Source organism: Curvibacter sp. AEP1-3 (genome assembly GCF_002163715.1).
Taxonomy (GTDB): Bacteria; Pseudomonadota; Gammaproteobacteria; order Burkholderiales; family Burkholderiaceae_C; genus Allorhodoferax.
The window spans coordinates 4,102,694-4,120,380 of sequence record NZ_CP015698.1; the positions used below are offsets into that span (position 1 = coordinate 4,102,694).

The following is a 17,687-nucleotide window of genomic DNA, read 5'->3' on the forward strand; positions in this document are numbered from 1 at the left end:
CTTCTTCTGTGAACCGTAGATGGATTCGCACAGGCTTTACGACGGCTCCGCAGGGCTCAGGCTGCCGCAGGCGCAGCCGGGCAACCACTCCACTTGCTGGCGGCGGGAATGCTTTCTCCCTTCATCACCAGAGTGAGGGGGCCCAGCCATGCGCCGGAGCCGACCTCTGCGCTGTAGAGCACCGCGCTACGGGGTGCGAGGTACACGCGATCTGCGATCCGCACGTCGTCGATTTTCATCACCCGATCCTCGAACAAGTGGGTTTGCGGGCAGGTGAGGGCGTTAAGTTCGCTGTAGTCGCCGATGTACACACAGTCAAATTCGGTGATGTCGGTGGTGTCCATGTACACGCCTTTGCCGATGTGGCAGCCGAGCAAGTTGAATGCGACCGGCAACCACGGTGTGCCGCGCAGGTAGCGCATGAAATTCGGTACGGCAATGCCTTCAAACAAGTTGGTCACACCTTCAGATAGCCAGACGAATGATGTCCACATCGGGGAGCTACGTTTGCGGTAGCGGCCCATCAGCAGCCACTTGAGCGCGACCACGAAAAGGTAGGTCCCCAGTCCGTAAAGCAGGCCGGATAGGGTGAGGTAACCGATCACTGTCCACCACAGCCCTTCACCCGCATAAGGCATCACTTTGAGGACGATGGTGTAGCCCACCGAAATCACAATCGCGTGGGGCGCCACGATGCGAAAGCCCTCAATCAGCCCCCGCGCCAAACGGCGGCCCGGTGACGGCTTGAATGTGAGTGATTCGGGAAATCCAGCGGTCTCTTCCCGTGCCGGCAAGTGCAGGGGCGGGGAACCCAGCCAGGTATCCCCATTCTTCATGCGCGCGTTGGCAGGGGCAGTGGAATGCACGCCGATCAACACGTTCTCCGGCAACACCGTGCCATCCGGGATGTAGGCGCCGTTGCCTACAAAACTGCGTTTGGAAATGACGGTGGGCTGCATGCTCATCCAGCCGCCGTCGATGTGCTCATCGCCCAACATCACTGCGTCAGCGATAAAGGTCTCGTCCCCCAAAGTCAGCATGTCAGGCACCAGCCCCAGAGCCGATGAAATTTCCGCATCGCGGCCGACCTTGGCCCCCAGCAGGCGGTACCACCACGGCGCGTACAGCGTGGCATAGACCCCGTGCACCACGTGCAGGCTGGACTCTTGAATCTGGTTTACCAGCCATTTGGCGCAGTACAGCGCGCTGTGCACCGGCCAGCTGCCGGGGCGCAGCCGGGGAAGCACCGTCCACCTTATGCCTGCCGATAGCAGTGCCGTGCACACGAGCAGTACAGCGGCTGCGGGAAAAGCCAATACAAAGTACTTCAGAAGTTGCCAGCCGATCTCGTTCGAGGCCAGCCACGGAAACAGCTCGTTTTCGTCTATCCAGTCGATCAGCACAAAGCTGGGGAACACGGGCAGGAAAAACAAAGTCGTAATCAGCAAGGGACCGACCACGAAGTACATACCTTCCAGCCACTGGGTGGTACGCGTCAGCACCGGGCGAGGCTTTTGTGCTTCACGATCAAAGCGGCCAATATCCCGTGCAGGTGAGCCCGCCCACACGCGTTCGGTGGGAATGGTCTGTCCATCGCGAAGCGCGGACTGGCCTTCCAAGTGGGCCCAGGTTTGCACGCGGGTGTTGCCCTCCAGCACGGCGTAGGAATTCACCGCGCTGTTAGCTTCCAGTGTGATGGTGCCGATACGCAGCAAACCATGCTCCACCCGCGCGTTTTCGAAGTTCACCGCGTTACCGATACTGCAACCGTCACCAATGGCCAACAAGTGCGGTACGCGCAGCGTGATGGAACCGATCACCACATCGTGCCCTACCTTGGCCCCCAAGGCGCGCAGCCACAAGCCATACATGGACGAGCCGCTCAGCAGATACACCGGCGCTGCCTCCAGCAGACGGTCCGCCAGCCACCAGCGGTAGTAGGTGAGCCCCCACAGCGGGTAGCTGCCAGGCTTCATTCGCCCCATGAGTAACCACTTACCGGCAATCGCTACCGCGAACTCCAGCACAGTGGCCAGCAGATAAGCGAGTACGGAGGCGGCTATCGCCACTGGAATAGAGTCCTCCGGCTCACCCGTGAAGAAGTGGTAGGTGAAGAAAGGCGCCAGCCACTGGCCCATGCGCATGGCGACCAGCCAGGGAATAGCCGCTGCCTGCGCGAGGCCACAGCGCCAGCGTTGCCAGGTGCCGGGTGGTACCCAAGTGGTGTCGACTTGGACGGCATCTGCCCGTGGCGCGTCCATGGCCTGTGCAATCGCGCCCACTGTGCGGTGTTGGTAGATGTCCCGCACCGTCACATGGGCGTAGCCCGGCTGTTGCCGCAGGCGCGATGCCAGGCGGGCCGCGAACAGCGAATGCCCGCCCAGGTCGGTAAAGAAGTCCGCAGTGCGCCGGATAGCCTGCCCGGCGAATAGATGGCCTAGCGCAGCAAACAGCACCTGCTCCGCAGGGGTTTCCGGTGTGTCGGACCCGGTGTCGGCCGTGGCCGACTGACTCAGTGGTCGCGCCTTGAGCTGCTTGCGATCAATCTTGCCCGAGGCCAGCCGTGGCATGGCAGGTAGCACCTCGTAGTGGCCAGGCACCATGTAGGCGGGCAAACGTTCCGTCAGCGCGTGGCGCAATTCGAGTGCGTGTACCGCATCCCCCACCAGAAAGGCGATCAGCTGCTCCACGCCATCTTCCACGCGCAGGATGACGGCGGCTGCAGCCACACCGGGCTGGTCACACAGCGCGGACTCAATCTCGCCCAGCTCTACCCGAAAGCCGCGGATCTTGACCTGGTCGTCCGTACGGCCCAGGCACTGCACCTGTCCCTCCGGGGTGATGCAGGCGAGGTCCCCGGTGCGGTACAGCCGCTGGTCGTGGGTGCCGGCGGACCAGGGGTTGGGCAGGAACTTTTCTGCCGTCAAGTCAGGGCGGCCCAGATAACCGGCGGCCACACCCGGACCCGTGATGCACAGCTCCCCGGTCGAGCCAAGTGGTGCCAGTTGCAGGTTCTCGGTGCTATTCACATCCAGCACCATCAGGCCATAGTTCGGCAGTGGCTGGCCGATGGTCACCGGCTCGCCCGCATGCAATTCGGCCAGGCTGGCAGACACCGTCGCCTCTGTAGGCCCATAGGTGTTGAACACCTGCCGTCCGGGTCGCGCCCAGCGATCCACAAGTGCGGGTGGACACATTTCGCCACCGAGGTTGATGAAGCGCAGTCCCGCTATATCCCGATTGAAAAGGCCCAGCAGCGTAGGCACTGCGTGCAGCACGGTGATGCCTTCGCGCTCCAGCACGCCCGGCAGGCTCTCGATGTCGCTGGCGACTTCCTTGGAGGCGACCCACAGGGTGGCCCCCACGAGGTAGCTGATCCAAATTTCCTCGAATGACATGTCAAACGCCACCGAGAAGCCTTGGTACACGCGGTCCGAAGCGTTCACACCCAATCGCACGTTCTCACTGCGCAAAAAGTGGCAAATGCTGCCTTGCGTGATGCTGATGCCCTTGGGCTTGCCGGTGGAGCCGGAGGTGTAAATCACATAGGCCGGGTGATCGGGGCTGTAGTGCGTTCGGCGATGAGGCGGTGCTTCGGCGGAGAGGGTTTCCGGGGTCCAAAGGGGAATGCCTTGTGCCTCCATGTGTGAGGCGAAAGGCGCCACCCTGTCAGGGCTGCTGATCAATCCTTTGGCTGCCGCGTCTTCCAGGCAGGTCCACACCCGCTCAGCGGGGGTGTCGGCATCCATGGGGAGCCACGCGGCACCGGTTTTGGCAATGGCAAGTTGCAGTACCAAGAGCGGGATGCCGCGCGGCAGCCACAAGCCCACCATATCGCCGCCACCAATGCCGTTCGCGAGCAAATGGTTCGCGGCGCGGTCAGCCTGCGTGTTCAGTTCTTCATAGGTGAGGCTGGTCACTCCATCGCTCAGGGCGATGGCGTGAGGTGTGCGCAGTGCGCTGGCTTCAAACAGCTCAGCCAGAATTTCCGGGCGCAACAGCTCCGGCATGTCCGGGCCGCGCAGGACGAGACCGCCCTCTGGACCGGGCAAAACCGAATCAAAAGACATCAGGGGGAGCGGTGCAGGCGGGGGGCGGAGAGTGCCACGATCTGATCGCGGGTTGCTTCGTCAATGAGGCGGTGCTTGAGCAGGCTGCCATCGGCTGTCATCAGGGCGCGCAGTTGCTGGAGGTCTTTCACCGTGGGCGCGACCTTGATTTGTGCAAGCGCAGCCTGGCTGTTGTTGCCTTTGATGAGAGCGGCCACTTTGGTGGCCCAGACGCTTTGACGGGACATGGTGCGGATGATTCGCCGGAAATGGTTTAAGCACTATTTTCGCACACTGCGCCCGACGGTAGTGCGCGGCTAGCTATAAAAATGATAGTGGCTGTGTTCGGCTGGACGACGGCGCGTGGCGGGGCCTTCGGTGTGTCACGGTGCGTCCGGTACCATGGAGGGCTACGTTCCCAATGAATCCAACCATCATGAAGTTTCCCTCCCTCTTGGTGCCCGGCCTGCTCTGCGCACTGGTTTTGCTCACACAGCCCGTGCAAGCGCAGGAAGCCCGCAGCGGCACCTTCAAGGCTGTGCAAGGCGCCGTCACCGTGGGGCAGGGAGATGCTAAGCGCCCAGTCGCTTCAGGCGGCGGGGTGGTGGAGGCGGATCGTGTGCAGACCGATGCCACAGGTTCTGCGGTGTTGATGTTGCGGGATGGCACCACCATCGCTATCGGCCCCAACACCACGGTAGACCTCACCCGCTTCCAGTTTGATGGCACCACCCAACAAGGCAACCTGGCTATCCGCGTGTTGCAGGGCACCATCCGCATGGTGACCGGGCTCTTGGGCAAGGTCCAGCCTGACAACGTCAAGGTCACCACACCGGCTTCCACAGTCAGTGTCCGCGGCACTGATTTCATCGTGGAGGTGCTATGAACATGCGCCTCGCCTTGTTGGTGCTGGTTGCCGGCTTGCAAGCCTGCGCGCCTATCAGTCGCGTGACCTTGCTGCCCCAAGCCGACGGGCGTGCTACTGCGGTGCAGGTGCAAAGTGCCGCTGGCGTGGTGGACCTGACGCAGCCTTACCAGACGGCAGCGCTCCAACGTGATGGCCGCCTGGAAGCCCAGCAATCCAATGCGGAAGAGGTATCCAAGCGGCATGGTGCTGTGCTGGCTCTGCCCTTGCTGCCACCGGTTCGCTTTACTCTGCAGTTTGAGCCCGGCACGTCGACATTGACCCCCGATTCGCAAAACCAGTTGCCTGGCATCTTGGAGCAGGCCACGGCCCGAGCCGGTGGCGAAATTCAGGTGGTCGGGCATACCGACCGGACCGGCAGTCCGCAAGCCAACGACACCTTGTCTCTCCAGCGTGCACAGGCCGTCCGCAACCTGTTGATTCAGCGTGGATTCGAGCCTGCATTGGTGGAGGCCATTGGGCGTGGCGAGCGAGAGCCCGTGGTGCCCACGGAAGCCAATGTCAACGAGCCCCGCAACCGCCGCGCGGAAATCATCATCCGCTAAGTTCGGGTTGACTTTTGATGGCGAAAAAATCTCTCTCTGATCTGGGTGGGCTGGTGTATTCCACCGAGGTGGGCCGCACCTGCCCGGTGTGCCGCCAGGCGATTGCCGAATGCTTGTGCCACGTACCGAAACGACCTGCCGGTGACGGCATTGTGCGTGTGTCCCGCGAAACCAAGGGGCGCGCAGGCAAAGGTGTCACGCTGGTGAAGGGCGTGCCCTTGGACGACGACGCGCTGATTGCGCTCGGCAAAAAACTCAAGGCCGCTTGCGGCTCGGGCGGCACCGTCAAAGATGGTGTGATCGAGGTGCAGGGTGACCATGTGGACAAAGTCATGGCCGCACTGATAGCGCAAGGCTTTACCGTCAAGCGTGCGGGCGGCTGATGCAGGCAGAAGACCTGCAAAAACTGGTGGAGCGCACCATGCCCTTCGGCAAATACCAAGGGCGTATGATTGCAGACTTGCCCGGCGACTACCTGAACTGGTTTGCCCGCTCAGGCTTCCCCAAAGGCGAAATCGGCCGCCTGTTGCAGCTGATGCATGAAATCGACCATAACGGCTTGAGTGATTTGCTCACGCCTCTGCGTCAGCGCTAGCTGTTAAAGGCCCAACAGTGCCGCGCGCAGTTCCGGTTTGCGCGCCTTGGGGTCCAGCCAGATTTTGAAAAACGCTTCACTGAAGGCTGCATCGGGTGTTTCACCCAATAGTCGACCGTTCAGAAAGAATCGGGCCCCGGCGCCGGGCACATGGACGCCCAGCAGGCGGTCGCCGGATTTCACATCCACAAACATCCCTGTCATGAAGGCGGACCATGCCTGCACTTGTTCGGGCGTGGCTGCGCTGATGCGCGAGATTTCAATCAGCGAGGTGTTGTTGATATCGCTGGCTTTGACCGAGGTGTTGTAAACAATTTCCAGTGCAAAAGCCCGGTTGAAGCTGAAACTCCCCCCGCTGGCTGCGGGTAACCAAAGCGTGGCGTCATACGCCTTGAACCCGAAGAATTTGAGTGGTCCGCTTCCTTTGGGCAGCCAATCAGCGCCATAGGCGTTCAATACGGAGGGCGCGCGGTTGGCGGACGCGTCTTGCGCCCATGTTGGCGGCAAAAGGGTACCCAGCAGCGTCAGCATCACCACCTTGCGGCGGCGCAAGACGACGATGTCAGGATCGGTAGGGCCGGTGGAGTGGGGTAGGGCTTGCATGGGCATATTTTTGGCCCAATTTCCAGAAAATGCAACTATCTAGGATAAAAAATTACTGATCGGTAATTTTGAAGGCGAATCCCTCACATCGCAGTTGGTGAGTCATCCCTCCAGGTTCCCTGGGGCAGACCCTGCAAGCAATAGGGGCCGATGGCGGCACGAATCAATCGCAGGGTCGGGTAGCCGACGGCCGCCGTCATCCGCCTCACCTGGCGGTTGCGCCCCTCGCGGATCACCAACTCTATCCAGCTGGTCGGGATGGTTTGCCGGACCCGCACCGGCGGGTCGCGTTCCCACAAGCCTTCTGGTGGCGGGATGCGTTGGGCGCGCGCCGGCAGGGTGATGCCGTCGTTGAGCATCACACCCTGGCGCAGAGCGGTGAGGGCTGCTTCGTCGGGTTCGCCTTCTACCTGCACCCAGTAAGTCTTTTCCATCTTGAAGCGCGGGTCGCTGATGCGCGCTTGCAGCTTGCCGTCGTTGGTGAGTAGCAGCAGACCTTCACTGTCGGCGTCCAGTCGGCCTGCCACGTAGACGCCGGGAATGTCGATGAAGTCTTTGAGCCCGCGCCAGCGCCCCTCAGGGGTGAACTGGCTGAGCACGCCGTAGGGCTTGTTGAAGCAAATCAGGCGCACCTCAGATGCAGGTGTCTGCGACGACGGGGCGGCACGCACCGAAAGGCGAGGGCGGCGCGGGGCGTTCTGCATGGTTTACTCGGCTGCCGCCCACAGGCGTTCGCCAGTGGCTTCCAGATGCGTGAGGTAGATGCGCACCTCGAACTCCAGCTGGTGGTAAGCGGGCTCCATGTGGGTGCAGAGTTGGTAGAAGGCCTTGTCGTGCTCACGCTCGCGCAGGTGGGCCAACTCGTGCACCACAATCATTTTGAGAAAGGGCTCCGGCGTATCCTTGAACAGGCTGGCCACCCGGATTTCGCGCTTGCTTTTGAGCTTGCTGCCCTGTACGCGCGACACCGTGGTGTGCGTGCCCAGTGCGTTTTTGACGACATGCAGCTTGCTGTCGAACGCTACTTTGCTCAGGGGCTCGGTGCTGCGCAGATAGTCTGACTTGATGTCCTGCACATAGTCGTACAGCACCTTGTCGGTCCGCACCCCGTGCGCTTGCGGGTGGCGGCGGGTGAGCCAGTCACCCACCCGGCCTTCGTCGAGCATGCGCTGCACCTGGGCCAGCGTGTCTGCCGGGTAGCCATTCAGGTAGCGCAGTGCAGGCGATGCTACCATTTTCATAGCTGCTCGCGCAGATTCCGCGTGCGCCAGAGGCTGTTTTGGCTTCAAACCTTGATCACACCTCGCGGCGCAGCGCGGGGAACAAAATCACGTCGCGGATGCTGGCGCTGTCGGTCAGCAACATCATCAGGCGGTCGATGCCGATACCGCAGCCGCCGGTGGGGGGCATGCCGTATTCCAGTGCGCGCACAAAGTCGTGGTCGAAGTGCATGGCCTCGTCGTCGCCGCTGTCTTTGGCGGCCACTTGGGCTTGGAAGCGGGCTGCCTGGTCTTCGGCGTCGTTCAGCTCGCTGAAGCCGTTGCCGAACTCGCGGCCCGTGATGTAGAGCTCAAAGCGCTCGGTCACTTCAGGGCGGTCATCGTTGGCGCGCGCCAGCGGCGAAATTTCGGTGGGGTGCTCCATGATGAAGGTGGGGTTCCACAGCTTCTCCTCCACGGTTTCTTCAAAGTACAGCACCTGCAGGCTGGCCAGGCTGCGGCCTTCCAAGCGGTTTTTGGCTTCGGTCAGGCCCAGCTTCTTCACGGCATTGGTCAGCCAGGTAGCGTCAAACACGTTGTCGCCAGCGTCGGTGTACTTCTGGATGGCTTCAACAATGGTCAAGCGCTCAAACGGCTGCTCCAAGTCTACGGGCTTGCCGGCGTAGCTGAGTTGCAAGCCGCCAGTGGCCTTCCGGGCTGCGTCGCGGATCAGCTTTTCGGTGTAGTCCATCAGGTCCTGGTAGTTCCAGTAGGCCGCGTAGAACTCCATCATGGTGAACTCGGGGTTGTGGCGCACCGAGATACCTTCGTTGCGGTAGCTGCGGTTGATTTCGAACACGCGGTCAAAGCCACCGACGATCAGGCGCTTGAGGTACAGCTCGGGCGCGATGCGCAAGAACATTTCCTGGTCCAGCGCGTTGTGGTGGGTCTTGAACGGCTTGGCGTTGGCACCACCGGGAATGGGGTGCAGCATGGGAGTTTCCACTTCCAGAAAGTCGTGGCCCACCATGAACTCCCGCAGGGCACTCACGGCTTTGCTGCGTGCCACGAAACGCTTGCGCGACTCCACATCGGTCATCAGGTCCACATAACGCTGTCGGTATTTAGTTTCCTGGTCGGCCATGCCGTGGAACTTGTCCGGCATGGGACGCAGGCTCTTGGTGAGCAGTCGGATGCTGGTCGCGTGAATGGAGAGTTCGCCGGTTTTGGTTTTGAACAGCGTGCCTTCTGCGGCCACGATATCGCCCAAATCCCAGTGCTTGAAGGCGGCGTACAGGTCCACACCCACGTCTTCACCGCGCACATAGAGCTGGATGCGGCCACCACTGGGGCCGAAGGACGAGTCCTGCAAGGTGCAGAAGCTGGCCTTACCCATGACGCGCTTGAGCATCATGCGGCCGGCGACCTTGGCGGTTGCACCCAAGGCGGCCAGTTCTTCGGTGGTCTTGTCGTTGTAGGCGGCGAACAATTCTTCTGCTTTGTGCGCAGGCTGGAAGTCGTTCGGGAAGGCCACACCTTGGCCGGCCACCTGTTTCTCGCGCAGTACCTTGAGCTTTTCGCGGCGCTCGTGGATCAACTGGTTTTCGTCTTGCGGTGCGGGAGCGACTTGGTTTTGGTCAGACATGGAGTGACTTTTGGGTTCGGGTGGGAATTCGGCACCCCTCACGGGGCTTTGGCCGTAACCCTCCATTGTAAGAGGGCGGCCTGCCGCTATGATGCGCTCGCACTTCACTTGGATGGCCCATGCTCTACAAAATCGTTGCCCTGTTGTTGGAAGTCGTATCCGGTTTGTTAACCACAACCGCCCTGTTGCGCCTGTACATGCAGCATCAGCGCATTCCGCTCTCCGCCCGATCGGGCAATCCATTGGGACGATTTATCTTTGCCTTGACGGACTGGATCGTCTTGCCCTTGCGGCGTGTGATTCCTGCCTTGGGCCGTTGGGACATGGCCAGCCTGACGGCTGCTTTTTTGATTCAGCTGGCCCACTTCGCGGTTCTGTGGTCCTTGAATGGCTTTGGCGTCACGCCCATGTCTATCGTCGTGCTGGCCCTGCTGGGGCTGGTGCGTTTGAGCCTGTCCGGCCTGACAGCCATGGTGCTGGTGTACGCAGTGCTGAGCTGGGTGCAGACCCAGTCTTTTTTGTCCGACCTCATGGAGCGTCTGGTGACCCCCGTATTGGCGCCCATCCGTAAGGTGTTGCCCTTGGTGGGCGGTGTGGATTTGTCGCCGCTGGTGCTGCTGGTGTTGCTACAGATATTCACCATCGTGCTGGGCGATGTGCAGTACGGGCTGCTCTCTGCAGTGGCGTGATAAAAAAAAGAGGCCCGATGGGCCTCTTTTTTTGGAGTGTGCCGGTAAGGCTTACATCACCGAGTCCGCAGGCTGGCGTTGCAACATCGCCAAAGTCTCGGCAATGGTCTTGCGCAGCTCGCGGCGGTCGGAGATGAAGTCGATCGCACCCTTGGTTTGCAGGAATTCCGAGCGCTGAAAGCCTTCGGGCAAAGTCACCCGCACGGTGGACTCGATCACGCGGGGGCCGGCAAAGCCGATGAGGGCCTTGGGCTCTGCAATCACGATATCACCCAGGAAGGCAAAACCCGCGCTCACACCACCCATGGTGGGGTCAGTCAGCACGCTGATGTAGGGCAGGCCCTTCTTCGCCAAACGGGTCAGGGCTGCATTGGTTTTAGCCATTTGCATCAGGCTCAACAAGCCCTCTTGCATGCGGGCGCCACCGGTGGCGGTGAAGCAAACAAAAGGCACTTTTTGCTCAATGGCGGTTTCCACGCCGCGCACAAAGCGTTCGCCGACTACCGAGCCCATGGAGCCGCCCATGAATTCAAATTCAAAGCAGGCTGCCACCAGGCTTACGCCGTGCACCGCACCGCCCATGACGATCAGGGCGTCGGTCTCGCCGGTGTTTTCCAGCGCTTCTTTGAGGCGTTCAGGGTACTTGCGGCTGTCTTTGAACTTGAGTGCATCAACCGGCAGCACTTCCTGGCCGATCTCGAACCGGCCTTCATTGTCCAGAAAGGCATTCAAGCGCGCACGGGCACCGATGCGGTGGTGGTGGCCACAACCGGGGCACACGTTCTGGTTCTGCTCCAGATCGGTTTTGTAGAGCACGGCTTCACAGCTGGGGCACTTGATCCACAGGCCTTCGGGCACGCTGCGGCGCTCCGTGGGGTCGGTGTGTTGAATCTTGGGGGGTAGCAGTTTTTCCAACCAACTCATGGGATTTCTCCAGTGCAGTGCCCGAATGGGCGTCCAACAGACAGGGGGCGATTATCCGCCAAACCGCCTCCGCCGATTTTCAGGATCAGCCTTGGTCTAACGCAGTGCGGATTTCCTGCAGGAAGGCTCGCGCCACCGGCCCCACTTGGGCGCGTGGAGCGTCTTCCAGCAATTGGATGATCTTGCTGCCTATCACCACCGCATCGGCCACCTTGGAGATGGTCTTGGCGGTCGCCGCGTCGCGGATGCCAAAGCCCACGCCCACCGGGGTGCTGATGTGCTGGCGGATACGGGGCAGCATGGCTTCTACGGCATTGGTGTCCAAAGCGCCGGAGCCCGTTACGCCCTTGAGCGACACGTAGTACACATAGCCGCTGGCTACGCGGGCCACCTGCTGCATGCGCTCGTCGGTGCTGGTAGGGGCCAAGAGGAAAATCAGGTCCATGTTGTGGGCCCGCAAGTCGGCGGCAAAGGCCTGGCATTCTTCGGGTGGGTAGTCCACGATCAGCACGCCATCGACGCCGGCTTCCGAGGCGTCTTTCACAAACGCGCTGGCGACGCCGGGGCGGGCTTGTTTTTGGTCGTAGCGCTCGACCGGGTTGGCGTAGCCCATCAAAACCACCGGCGTGGTGGCGTTGGTTTTGCGGAACTCGCGCACCATGGCAATCACCTGCACCAGGCCGATACCGAAGGCCAAGGCTTTGTCGCCAGCCTTTTGGATCACGGGGCCGTCCGCGCTGGGGTCTGAGAAGGGCACGCCCAGCTCGATCACATCCGCGCCGCCCGCGACCATCGCGTGCATCAGCTCGGGCGTAACGTCGGCATAAGGGTAGCCGGCCGTCACAAAAGGGATCAGCGCTTTGCGGCCTTGGGCCTTCAGCGCGGCAAAGGTGGTGTCAATACGGCTCATGCTGCACCTCCTGCTTTGACCAACTGCACGGGCTGTTCGCCCCCTTTGACCGATTGGCCGCGGCAGCTGGGTCGGCAGTAAAAGTCGGCATTGCTCAGGTCGGCCACGGTGCCGATGTCCTTGTCGCCACGGCCGGACAGGTTGACCAGAATGCTCTGGTCGGGGCGCATGGTTTTGGCCATCTTCATCGCGTAGGCCACGGCATGGCTCGATTCCAGCGCGGGGATGATGCCTTCGGTGCGGCACAGGTAGTGGAAAGCGTCCAGCGCTTCCTTGTCGGTAATGCCCACATATTCTGCGCGGCCGATGTCAGACAGGAACGCGTGCTCCGGGCCCACGCCTGGGTAGTCCAAGCCCGCGCTCACGCTGTGGGTCTCGGTGACTTGGCCGTTATCGTCCTGCAGCACATAAGTGCGGTTGCCGTGCAGCACGCCTGGGCTGCCCTTTTGGATGGAGGCAGAGTGCTTGCCGCTCTCCAGGCCTTCGCCCGCCGCTTCCACGCCGATCAGGCGGGTTTGGTCGTGCTGGATGTAGGGGTGGAAAATGCCCATGGCGTTGGACCCACCGCCTACGCAAGCAATGACTGCGTCGGGTTGCTCGGTTTTGCAGCCTGCGGTTGCCAGCATCTCGGGCATTTGCACCAGACACTCGTTGCCGATGACGCTCTGGAAGTCGCGGACCATCATGGGGTAGGGGTGCGGGCCTGCCACGGTGCCGATGATGTAGAAGGTGTTGTCCACATTGGCAACCCAGTCGCGCATGGCTTCGTTCAAGGCATCTTTCAGCGTCTTGCTGCCGCTTTCCACCGGCACCACGGTGGCACCCAGCAGCTTCATGCGGTAGACGTTGGGGCTTTGGCGCTTCACGTCTTCGCTGCCCATGTAGACCACGCATTCCAGACCATAGCGGGCGCAGATGGTGGCGGTGGCCACGCCGTGCTGGCCGGCGCCGGTTTCGGCAATCACGCGGGGCTTGCCCATGCGCTTGGCGAGCATGGCCTGTCCGATGGTGTTGTTGACCTTGTGGGCGCCGGTGTGGTTCAGGTCTTCGCGCTTCAGGAAGATTTGTGCACCGCCCATTTCACGGCTCATGCGGGCGGCGTGGTACACGGGGGAGGGTCGGCCGACGAAGTGCGCGAGTTCTGACTTGAATTCCGCCAGGAACTCGGGGTCGTGCTGGTACTTGGCGTAGGCGTCTTTGAGCTCGTTGATGGCGTGCGTCAGCGTCTCGGAGACGAAGCTGCCGCCGTATTTGCCGAAGTGACCTTTGGCGTCGGGTTGTTGGTAATCGAACATGGTTTTTACATTCCTGCAAGATGCCGGTCCGCCGCGCGCACGGCGGCAACGAACTGGCGGATTTTTTCGGGGTCTTTGATGCCCCTGAGGGGCTTGCCGTGAGCGTCTTCGGTTTCGACGCCGGAGCTCACATCCACAGCCAGCGACTTACAGCGCGGCCGTACCGACGTGATGCCATCGCCCACGTTTGCACTGGTGAGTCCACCACTCAAGACGAGGTGAGCGTTGACGCTTGGAGGAAGAAGTGACCAATTGAATGTTTTGCCACCGCCACCGTAGCCGTCCACATGGGCGTCTAGCAGAATGGCTTGGGCGTTCGAATAATCGTGAGCAAATTGTACGAGGTCGAAGGCCTGTGCGTCTTCGCCCAAGGGAATACGCGCGGCGCGAAGATAAGGGCGGGCAGCATCACCAGTAGCCAACTGGCAATCCTCGGCGGATTCATCTCCATGAAATTGCACCGTAGCGCCCGCCACCAGTGCGCAGGCAGCTTCTATTTCTGTAGCGTTTGCGTTGACGAACAACAACACGGGCGTCACGAAGGGCGGCAGCCGTTTGGCCAGCTCGGCCGCGCGTTCGGCAGTGACAGCCCTGGGGCTCTTGGCGTAAAGCACGAAACCGATGGCGTCCGCGCCGGCGGCGACCGCGGCGTCAACGTCCTGTTCGCGGGTCAGGCCGCAAATTTTGATTCGGGTACGGATATAAGTGTCGGTGTGCGTGGTGCTTGCGTTCATGGCAACGCATCATACGCAGGCGTGCGCTCCGGCATGCCCCATTGGGAGTCATAGCGGGGGCCGAGAAAGTACAAACCATCCGGTGAGAAGGTCGGTGCCGCCACCTTGCGGCTGCGGGCTGCCAGCACTTCTTCCATCCACTCCGGTGGTTTTTTCCCTTGGCCAATTTGCACCAGACAGCCCATGATGTTGCGGATCATGTGGTGCAGAAATGCGTTGGCCTCAAACTCGATCCTCCAGTAGGCGCCGCGCTTGTGGAAGTCAATACGCATCACATTTTTGACCGGACTCAGGGCTTGGCACTGCGCGGCTCGAAAGGAAGTGAAGTCGTGCTCGCCGATCAGGTAGTCGGCCGCCTTGCGCATGGACATCTCGTCCAGATTGTTGAAAGTCCAGCCAACCCTGCCTGTTTCGACGCTGGGTCGTATTGGAGACTCCAGCAGCACATAGGCATACCGTCGAGAAATGGCCGAGGCCCTGCAGTGAAATTCCGAAGTGGTTTTTACCGCCCACTGAACCGAAATGTCTTTGGGCAGATTGGCGTTGGTACCTCGGATCCAGGAGTAGGTGTCGCGGTCTATATCCGTGTCGAAGTGCACCACTTGCATCAGTCCGTGCACTCCTGCATCGGTGCGGCCGGCGCACAAAGTGGAAACGCGCTGGGCAGTGAATTTGCCCAGCGCGGTTTCCAGTTTGTCTTGAATCGTCTGACCGGAGGATTGGCTTTGCCAACCCTGGTATCCCTGGCCGTTGTACGTGACGCCTAAAACTACGCGCACAGACCCTCAGTCGTCATCGTTAGCCGCATAAATCGCTTAGCTCAGTTGCGCCAGAGCTTTTTGTGCTTTAGCCCGCATATCACCCGTGGCTTCCGACATCACTTCTTCGATCAAAGCACGTGCACCATCTTCGTCGCCAATCGAGATGAATTCTTCGGCGAGTGCCAGCTTGGTTCCCAGTGGGTCTTCGCTCAGGATGTCAGGCGCAGAGGCTGGGGATTCGGCGGGGCTGTCGAGCTCCATGGACAAAGAGCTGAGGTCGAATTCCATCAGGCCTGTATCGGCGAGTTGGTTTGCAGTTGCAGCGGGCGCAGGTTCCACAGGGGCAGGGCCTGTGGGTTCGAAGCGCAGCGGATTGGTGCTGCCAGCATCCAATGGTACCTCAAGGTCATCCAAAGACAAGGAAATCTCTGGCATCTGGTTCACAGGCTCAAAGCTGGGCTGGGGTTGGCTGGGTTCGTCTTCGCCCAGATCAAAATCCATGTCCAATGCATTGTCTGCAACAGGAGCTTCCATCTTGACGGTTTCTTCAGTGCCTGAAGTGATTGTTCCGCCGGTTACATCGCTGATGGCACTGGCTGCTGGTTCATCATCCAGGGAGAAATCCAGATCCAGATCCAGATCGACACCGCCGCCCAGATCCGGTTCAAGCTCTGCGTGAGCAGATTGGGCCACGGTGCTTCCACCAAAACCGGAAATTGGTCCAGCTGCCATGGTTGCACCACCCATGGAGGCAGGAGCGCCGCCTGGCTGGTACAGAGGGTTGGTTGGATCAATGCTCTGGCCCATTTCACAGATGCGGGTCCACTCGGGGCTGGTAGCCCCGGTCAGCTTGTAGGCTTGGGTCGCCGTGCTTTCAAAGCTGCGGGTATCCCGACGCTTGGCAAAAATTTCCAGCAACTTGGTGTGGATTGCCAAACGTCCGGGGTTGGACCGGACAGCTTCTTTGAGGATTTCTTCAGCCTGCAAGTCGCGACCGTAGGCAAGGTAAACATCCGCTTCTGCAACGGGGTCCACGTCATCGGCGGCGTCCAGTTGACTTGCTGAATACACCATGGAGGACGCACTGACAGGGCCGTTCTGGTTCGTGTCTACCCGCTGACCACCACTCGCGCCAAAGAAGGAGTCGGGTTGCAGGCGACTTTCCAGGAAGGCGCTATCCACTTGAGACGCATTCTTCTTGCGTTGACGGACGCGGTACGCGGCAAAACCACCCAAAAGTGCCAGCAATCCAACTGCGCCAGCGGGTACCAGGGGGTCTTCGAGCAAAGTGTCCAGCAAAGATGGCTCTTCTACTGCAGGCGCTGGAACTGCTGCCTTGGCAGGGGCTGGCGCCTTTGCAACAGGTGCTTCAGAGGCAGCGGTCTGGGGCGCAGAGGCCGCAGCGACAGGCGCTGGTGCAGAAGCTGGGGCAGCAACGGCCGGAGCAGATTTGGCCGGCTCAGATGCTGCAGGTACCGCCGCAACCGGCACGGTGACAGCCGCAGGGGCTTGAGGTGCCGCAGGCTTGGCTGGCAACGCATTGGCTGCTGCCTTCAGAGATTCCAGTTCTTTCTTGTTCTTTGCCAGCTCGGCTTCGCGTGCAGCAGCGTCTTTGGCCTCACGCTCCTTGGTAATCTTGGCTTCATCCGCCTTGGACGAAACAGCGCCCTTGGACAGAGTCAGCTTGTCTGGCGTGGGCGAGGCAGGTTTCTTTTCATCCACCTTGGCTTCAATCGAACCACTGGCTTTGCGGTCCGCTGCGCTCACGGTTGCTTGTGGCGCATTTCCTGCCAGATTGCGGCGGAAATCGTTGAAGTCCTTGCTCTGCGCTACAACGATTTTGGAAGCTTCAGCCGGGGAGACGCTAGTTGCGCTTTCCGCGGATGGCACTGTCATGACCGCGCCGGCGCGAACACGGTTCAAGTTGTCATTGACGAACGCATCCGGGTTGGAGCGCAGTAGCGCGACCAGCATCTGGTCGAGCGACACACCTGCGGGCTTGTTGGCGCTGGCAATCTTGCCGGCCGTGTCACCCGGCTTGACCGTGATTTGTTTTTCATTGCCAGAGGCGGGTTTGGGTGCGGGTGCTTCGGCGGCCGGTCCGGCAGGCCGTACGGGTGCTGCCTGACGGGAAGGTTCAGTTGATGTGGCTCGGGGTGCTGGAGAAGCGGCGGGTGCAGCAACTGCAGGCGCACTTGCTGCTGCAGGGGTTTGGGCCAACGTTGGCGCCGGGGCGGCCTTTTTCAGGCTTGGTGGATCCAACAAGAGCGTGTAGTCCCGTACGATGCGGCCGGATGCCCAGGTAGCTTCCAGAATCAGATCGACAAAAGGGTCATTGACGGTGCGGTCACTGGTCAGCCGCAGGTATGCGCGACCGTCTGCACGGCGTTGGAGGGTGGCCTGCAAGCTGGTGAGTGCGGCGCTGTATTCCAAGCCGGCGGCAGTAAAAGCCTCCGGTTGGGCGACAGCCGCTTTCAGAGAGGCGGCTTCTTCTGCCGTGATGTCAGGAACTTCAACTTCAGCACGCAGCGGTTCGCCCAACGCCGACTGGACGGTCAATCGGCCGAGCGAAAGCGCGTAGGCCCCGGTTCCGGACAAGCCGAGTAGCGCAATGGCTGCAGCCGCAATGGCGGTCCTCTGCCAACGATGTGTCTTTGCGATCAATTTATAGGCCTCCGGTGCTCAGGCGAGCGGCAATGTACTTATCGGTTTTCAGGCAAACAGACCCGATACTTGAAACGTAAAAAGTACCATAACATCAATGTCTTACGGAGACAAGCTAAGAAAGCGCTTAACTTCCAAAGCTTGCCCCG

Annotated in this window: 17 protein-coding genes; 5 read left to right on the plus strand and 12 right to left on the minus strand. The window is 60.9% G+C overall.

Annotated elements, in window-relative coordinates:
• Positions 1-56 precede the first annotated feature (56 nt).
• Entirely contained in the window at positions 57-4,070 is a 4,014-nt protein-coding gene (locus AEP_RS19195) for a Pls/PosA family non-ribosomal peptide synthetase (RefSeq protein ID WP_087496874.1), read from the minus strand.
• Positions 4,070-4,297: a hypothetical protein gene (locus tag AEP_RS19200; protein WP_087496875.1), complete on the minus strand. Its 228-nt coding sequence runs from the start codon at positions 4,295-4,297 to the stop codon at positions 4,070-4,072. Before AEP_RS19200 ends, AEP_RS19195 begins: the two co-directional genes overlap by 1 nt.
• A gap of 188 nt (positions 4,298-4,485) precedes the next feature.
• Here AEP_RS19200 and AEP_RS19205 point away from each other — a divergent pair, with 188 nt between their 5' ends.
• From AEP_RS19205 to AEP_RS19220, 4 genes are read left to right on the plus strand one after another with little or no spacing between them, the layout of a single operon-like run.
• A complete protein-coding gene (locus AEP_RS19205; protein ID WP_157673230.1) occupies positions 4,486-4,935 on the plus strand; it encodes a FecR family protein in 450 nt (149 codons plus the stop codon).
• Positions 4,932-5,519 carry an OmpA family protein gene (locus AEP_RS19210; protein ID WP_087496877.1) on the plus strand — a complete coding sequence of 196 codons (588 nt, stop codon included), beginning with the start codon at positions 4,932-4,934 and terminating at the stop codon, positions 5,517-5,519. The genes AEP_RS19205 and AEP_RS19210 overlap by 4 nt, the downstream gene beginning before the upstream one ends.
• 17 nt (positions 5,520-5,536) lie before the next feature.
• Complete coding sequence (locus AEP_RS19215) at positions 5,537-5,902, plus strand: translation initiation factor Sui1 (RefSeq protein WP_087496878.1); 366 nt, start codon at positions 5,537-5,539, stop codon at positions 5,900-5,902.
• Positions 5,902-6,114, plus strand: coding sequence for a DUF3820 family protein (locus AEP_RS19220; RefSeq protein WP_087496879.1), 213 nt, complete (start codon positions 5,902-5,904; stop codon positions 6,112-6,114). Before AEP_RS19215 ends, AEP_RS19220 begins: the two co-directional genes overlap by 1 nt.
• A 3-nt stretch (positions 6,115-6,117) precedes the next feature.
• Here AEP_RS19220 and AEP_RS19225 read toward each other — a convergent pair whose 3' ends face one another.
• The 4 genes from AEP_RS19225 to lysS all read right to left on the minus strand — a co-directional run bounded on the left by AEP_RS19225 (position 6,118) and on the right by lysS (position 9,561).
• Positions 6,118-6,717, minus strand: a complete 600-nt coding sequence (locus AEP_RS19225) for a chalcone isomerase family protein (protein ID WP_157673231.1) — start codon at positions 6,715-6,717, stop codon at positions 6,118-6,120.
• Positions 6,718-6,800: 83 nt separating this feature from the next.
• Positions 6,801-7,421, minus strand: a complete 621-nt coding sequence (locus tag AEP_RS19230; RefSeq protein ID WP_087496881.1) for a pseudouridine synthase — start codon at positions 7,419-7,421, stop codon at positions 6,801-6,803.
• 3 nt (positions 7,422-7,424) lie between these two features.
• Positions 7,425-7,958: a YgjP-like metallopeptidase domain-containing protein gene (locus tag AEP_RS19235; protein ID WP_087496882.1), complete on the minus strand. Its 534-nt coding sequence runs from the start codon at positions 7,956-7,958 to the stop codon at positions 7,425-7,427.
• Between the two features lie 55 nt (positions 7,959-8,013).
• The gene (gene lysS, locus AEP_RS19240) at positions 8,014-9,561 is read right to left on the minus strand and encodes a lysine--tRNA ligase (protein ID WP_087496883.1); all 1,548 of its coding nucleotides are present in this window, start codon (positions 9,559-9,561) and stop codon (positions 8,014-8,016) included.
• Between the two features lie 119 nt (positions 9,562-9,680).
• Between lysS and AEP_RS19245 the strand changes: the two genes are divergently transcribed.
• Positions 9,681-10,250 carry a YggT family protein gene (locus AEP_RS19245; protein ID WP_087496884.1) on the plus strand — a complete coding sequence of 190 codons (570 nt, stop codon included), beginning with the start codon at positions 9,681-9,683 and terminating at the stop codon, positions 10,248-10,250.
• 51 nt (positions 10,251-10,301) lie between these two features.
• Here the strand turns inward: AEP_RS19245 and accD are convergent, their stop codons facing one another.
• The 6 genes from accD to AEP_RS19275 all read right to left on the minus strand — a co-directional run bounded on the left by accD (position 10,302) and on the right by AEP_RS19275 (position 17,538).
• Entirely contained in the window at positions 10,302-11,174 is an 873-nt protein-coding gene (accD, locus tag AEP_RS19250; RefSeq protein ID WP_087496885.1) for an acetyl-CoA carboxylase, carboxyltransferase subunit beta, read from the minus strand.
• Between the two features lie 85 nt (positions 11,175-11,259).
• A complete protein-coding gene (trpA, locus tag AEP_RS19255) occupies positions 11,260-12,084 on the minus strand; it encodes a tryptophan synthase subunit alpha (protein ID WP_087496886.1) in 825 nt (274 codons plus the stop codon).
• A complete protein-coding gene (gene trpB / locus AEP_RS19260) occupies positions 12,081-13,379 on the minus strand; it encodes a tryptophan synthase subunit beta (RefSeq protein WP_087496887.1) in 1,299 nt (432 codons plus the stop codon). Before trpB ends, trpA begins: the two co-directional genes overlap by 4 nt.
• 5 nt (positions 13,380-13,384) lie before the next feature.
• Positions 13,385-14,113, minus strand: coding sequence for a phosphoribosylanthranilate isomerase (locus AEP_RS19265; RefSeq protein ID WP_087496888.1), 729 nt, complete (start codon positions 14,111-14,113; stop codon positions 13,385-13,387).
• Positions 14,110-14,892, minus strand: a complete 783-nt coding sequence (gene truA / locus AEP_RS19270) for a tRNA pseudouridine(38-40) synthase TruA (RefSeq protein WP_087496889.1) — start codon at positions 14,890-14,892, stop codon at positions 14,110-14,112. Before truA ends, AEP_RS19265 begins: the two co-directional genes overlap by 4 nt.
• Positions 14,893-14,928: 36 nt before the next feature.
• Positions 14,929-17,538: a FimV/HubP family polar landmark protein gene (locus tag AEP_RS19275; protein WP_335583056.1), complete on the minus strand. Its 2,610-nt coding sequence runs from the start codon at positions 17,536-17,538 to the stop codon at positions 14,929-14,931.
• Positions 17,539-17,687: the final 149 nt, after the last annotated feature.

What these genes read in the sequence shown, in the direction of transcription:
- AEP_RS19230 (WP_087496881.1), bottom strand. Translation starts at nt 7,421, where the DNA reads ATGCAGAACGCCCCGCGCCGCCCTCGCCTTTCGGTGCGTGCCGCCCCG.
- AEP_RS19205 (WP_157673230.1), top strand. Translation starts at nt 4,486, where the DNA reads ATGAAGTTTCCCTCCCTCTTGGTGCCCGGCCTGCTCTGCGCACTGGTT.
- AEP_RS19210 (WP_087496877.1), top strand. Translation starts at nt 4,932, where the DNA reads ATGAACATGCGCCTCGCCTTGTTGGTGCTGGTTGCCGGCTTGCAAGCC.
- AEP_RS19245 (WP_087496884.1), top strand. Translation starts at nt 9,681, where the DNA reads ATGCTCTACAAAATCGTTGCCCTGTTGTTGGAAGTCGTATCCGGTTTG.
- AEP_RS19200 (WP_087496875.1), bottom strand. Translation starts at nt 4,297, where the DNA reads ATGTCCCGTCAAAGCGTCTGGGCCACCAAAGTGGCCGCTCTCATCAAA.
- AEP_RS19265 (WP_087496888.1), bottom strand. Translation starts at nt 14,113, where the DNA reads ATGAACGCAAGCACCACGCACACCGACACTTATATCCGTACCCGAATC.
- trpA (WP_087496886.1), bottom strand. Translation starts at nt 12,084, where the DNA reads ATGAGCCGTATTGACACCACCTTTGCCGCGCTGAAGGCCCAAGGCCGC.
- AEP_RS19235 (WP_087496882.1), bottom strand. Translation starts at nt 7,958, where the DNA reads ATGAAAATGGTAGCATCGCCTGCACTGCGCTACCTGAATGGCTACCCG.
- AEP_RS19195 (WP_087496874.1), bottom strand. Translation starts at nt 4,070, where the DNA reads ATGTCTTTTGATTCGGTTTTGCCCGGTCCAGAGGGCGGTCTCGTCCTG.
- lysS (WP_087496883.1), bottom strand. Translation starts at nt 9,561, where the DNA reads ATGTCTGACCAAAACCAAGTCGCTCCCGCACCGCAAGACGAAAACCAG.
- AEP_RS19220 (WP_087496879.1), top strand. Translation starts at nt 5,902, where the DNA reads ATGCAGGCAGAAGACCTGCAAAAACTGGTGGAGCGCACCATGCCCTTC.
- accD (WP_087496885.1), bottom strand. Translation starts at nt 11,174, where the DNA reads ATGAGTTGGTTGGAAAAACTGCTACCCCCCAAGATTCAACACACCGAC.
- AEP_RS19225 (WP_157673231.1), bottom strand. Translation starts at nt 6,717, where the DNA reads ATGCAAGCCCTACCCCACTCCACCGGCCCTACCGATCCTGACATCGTC.
- trpB (WP_087496887.1), bottom strand. Translation starts at nt 13,379, where the DNA reads ATGTTCGATTACCAACAACCCGACGCCAAAGGTCACTTCGGCAAATAC.
- AEP_RS19215 (WP_087496878.1), top strand. Translation starts at nt 5,537, where the DNA reads ATGGCGAAAAAATCTCTCTCTGATCTGGGTGGGCTGGTGTATTCCACC.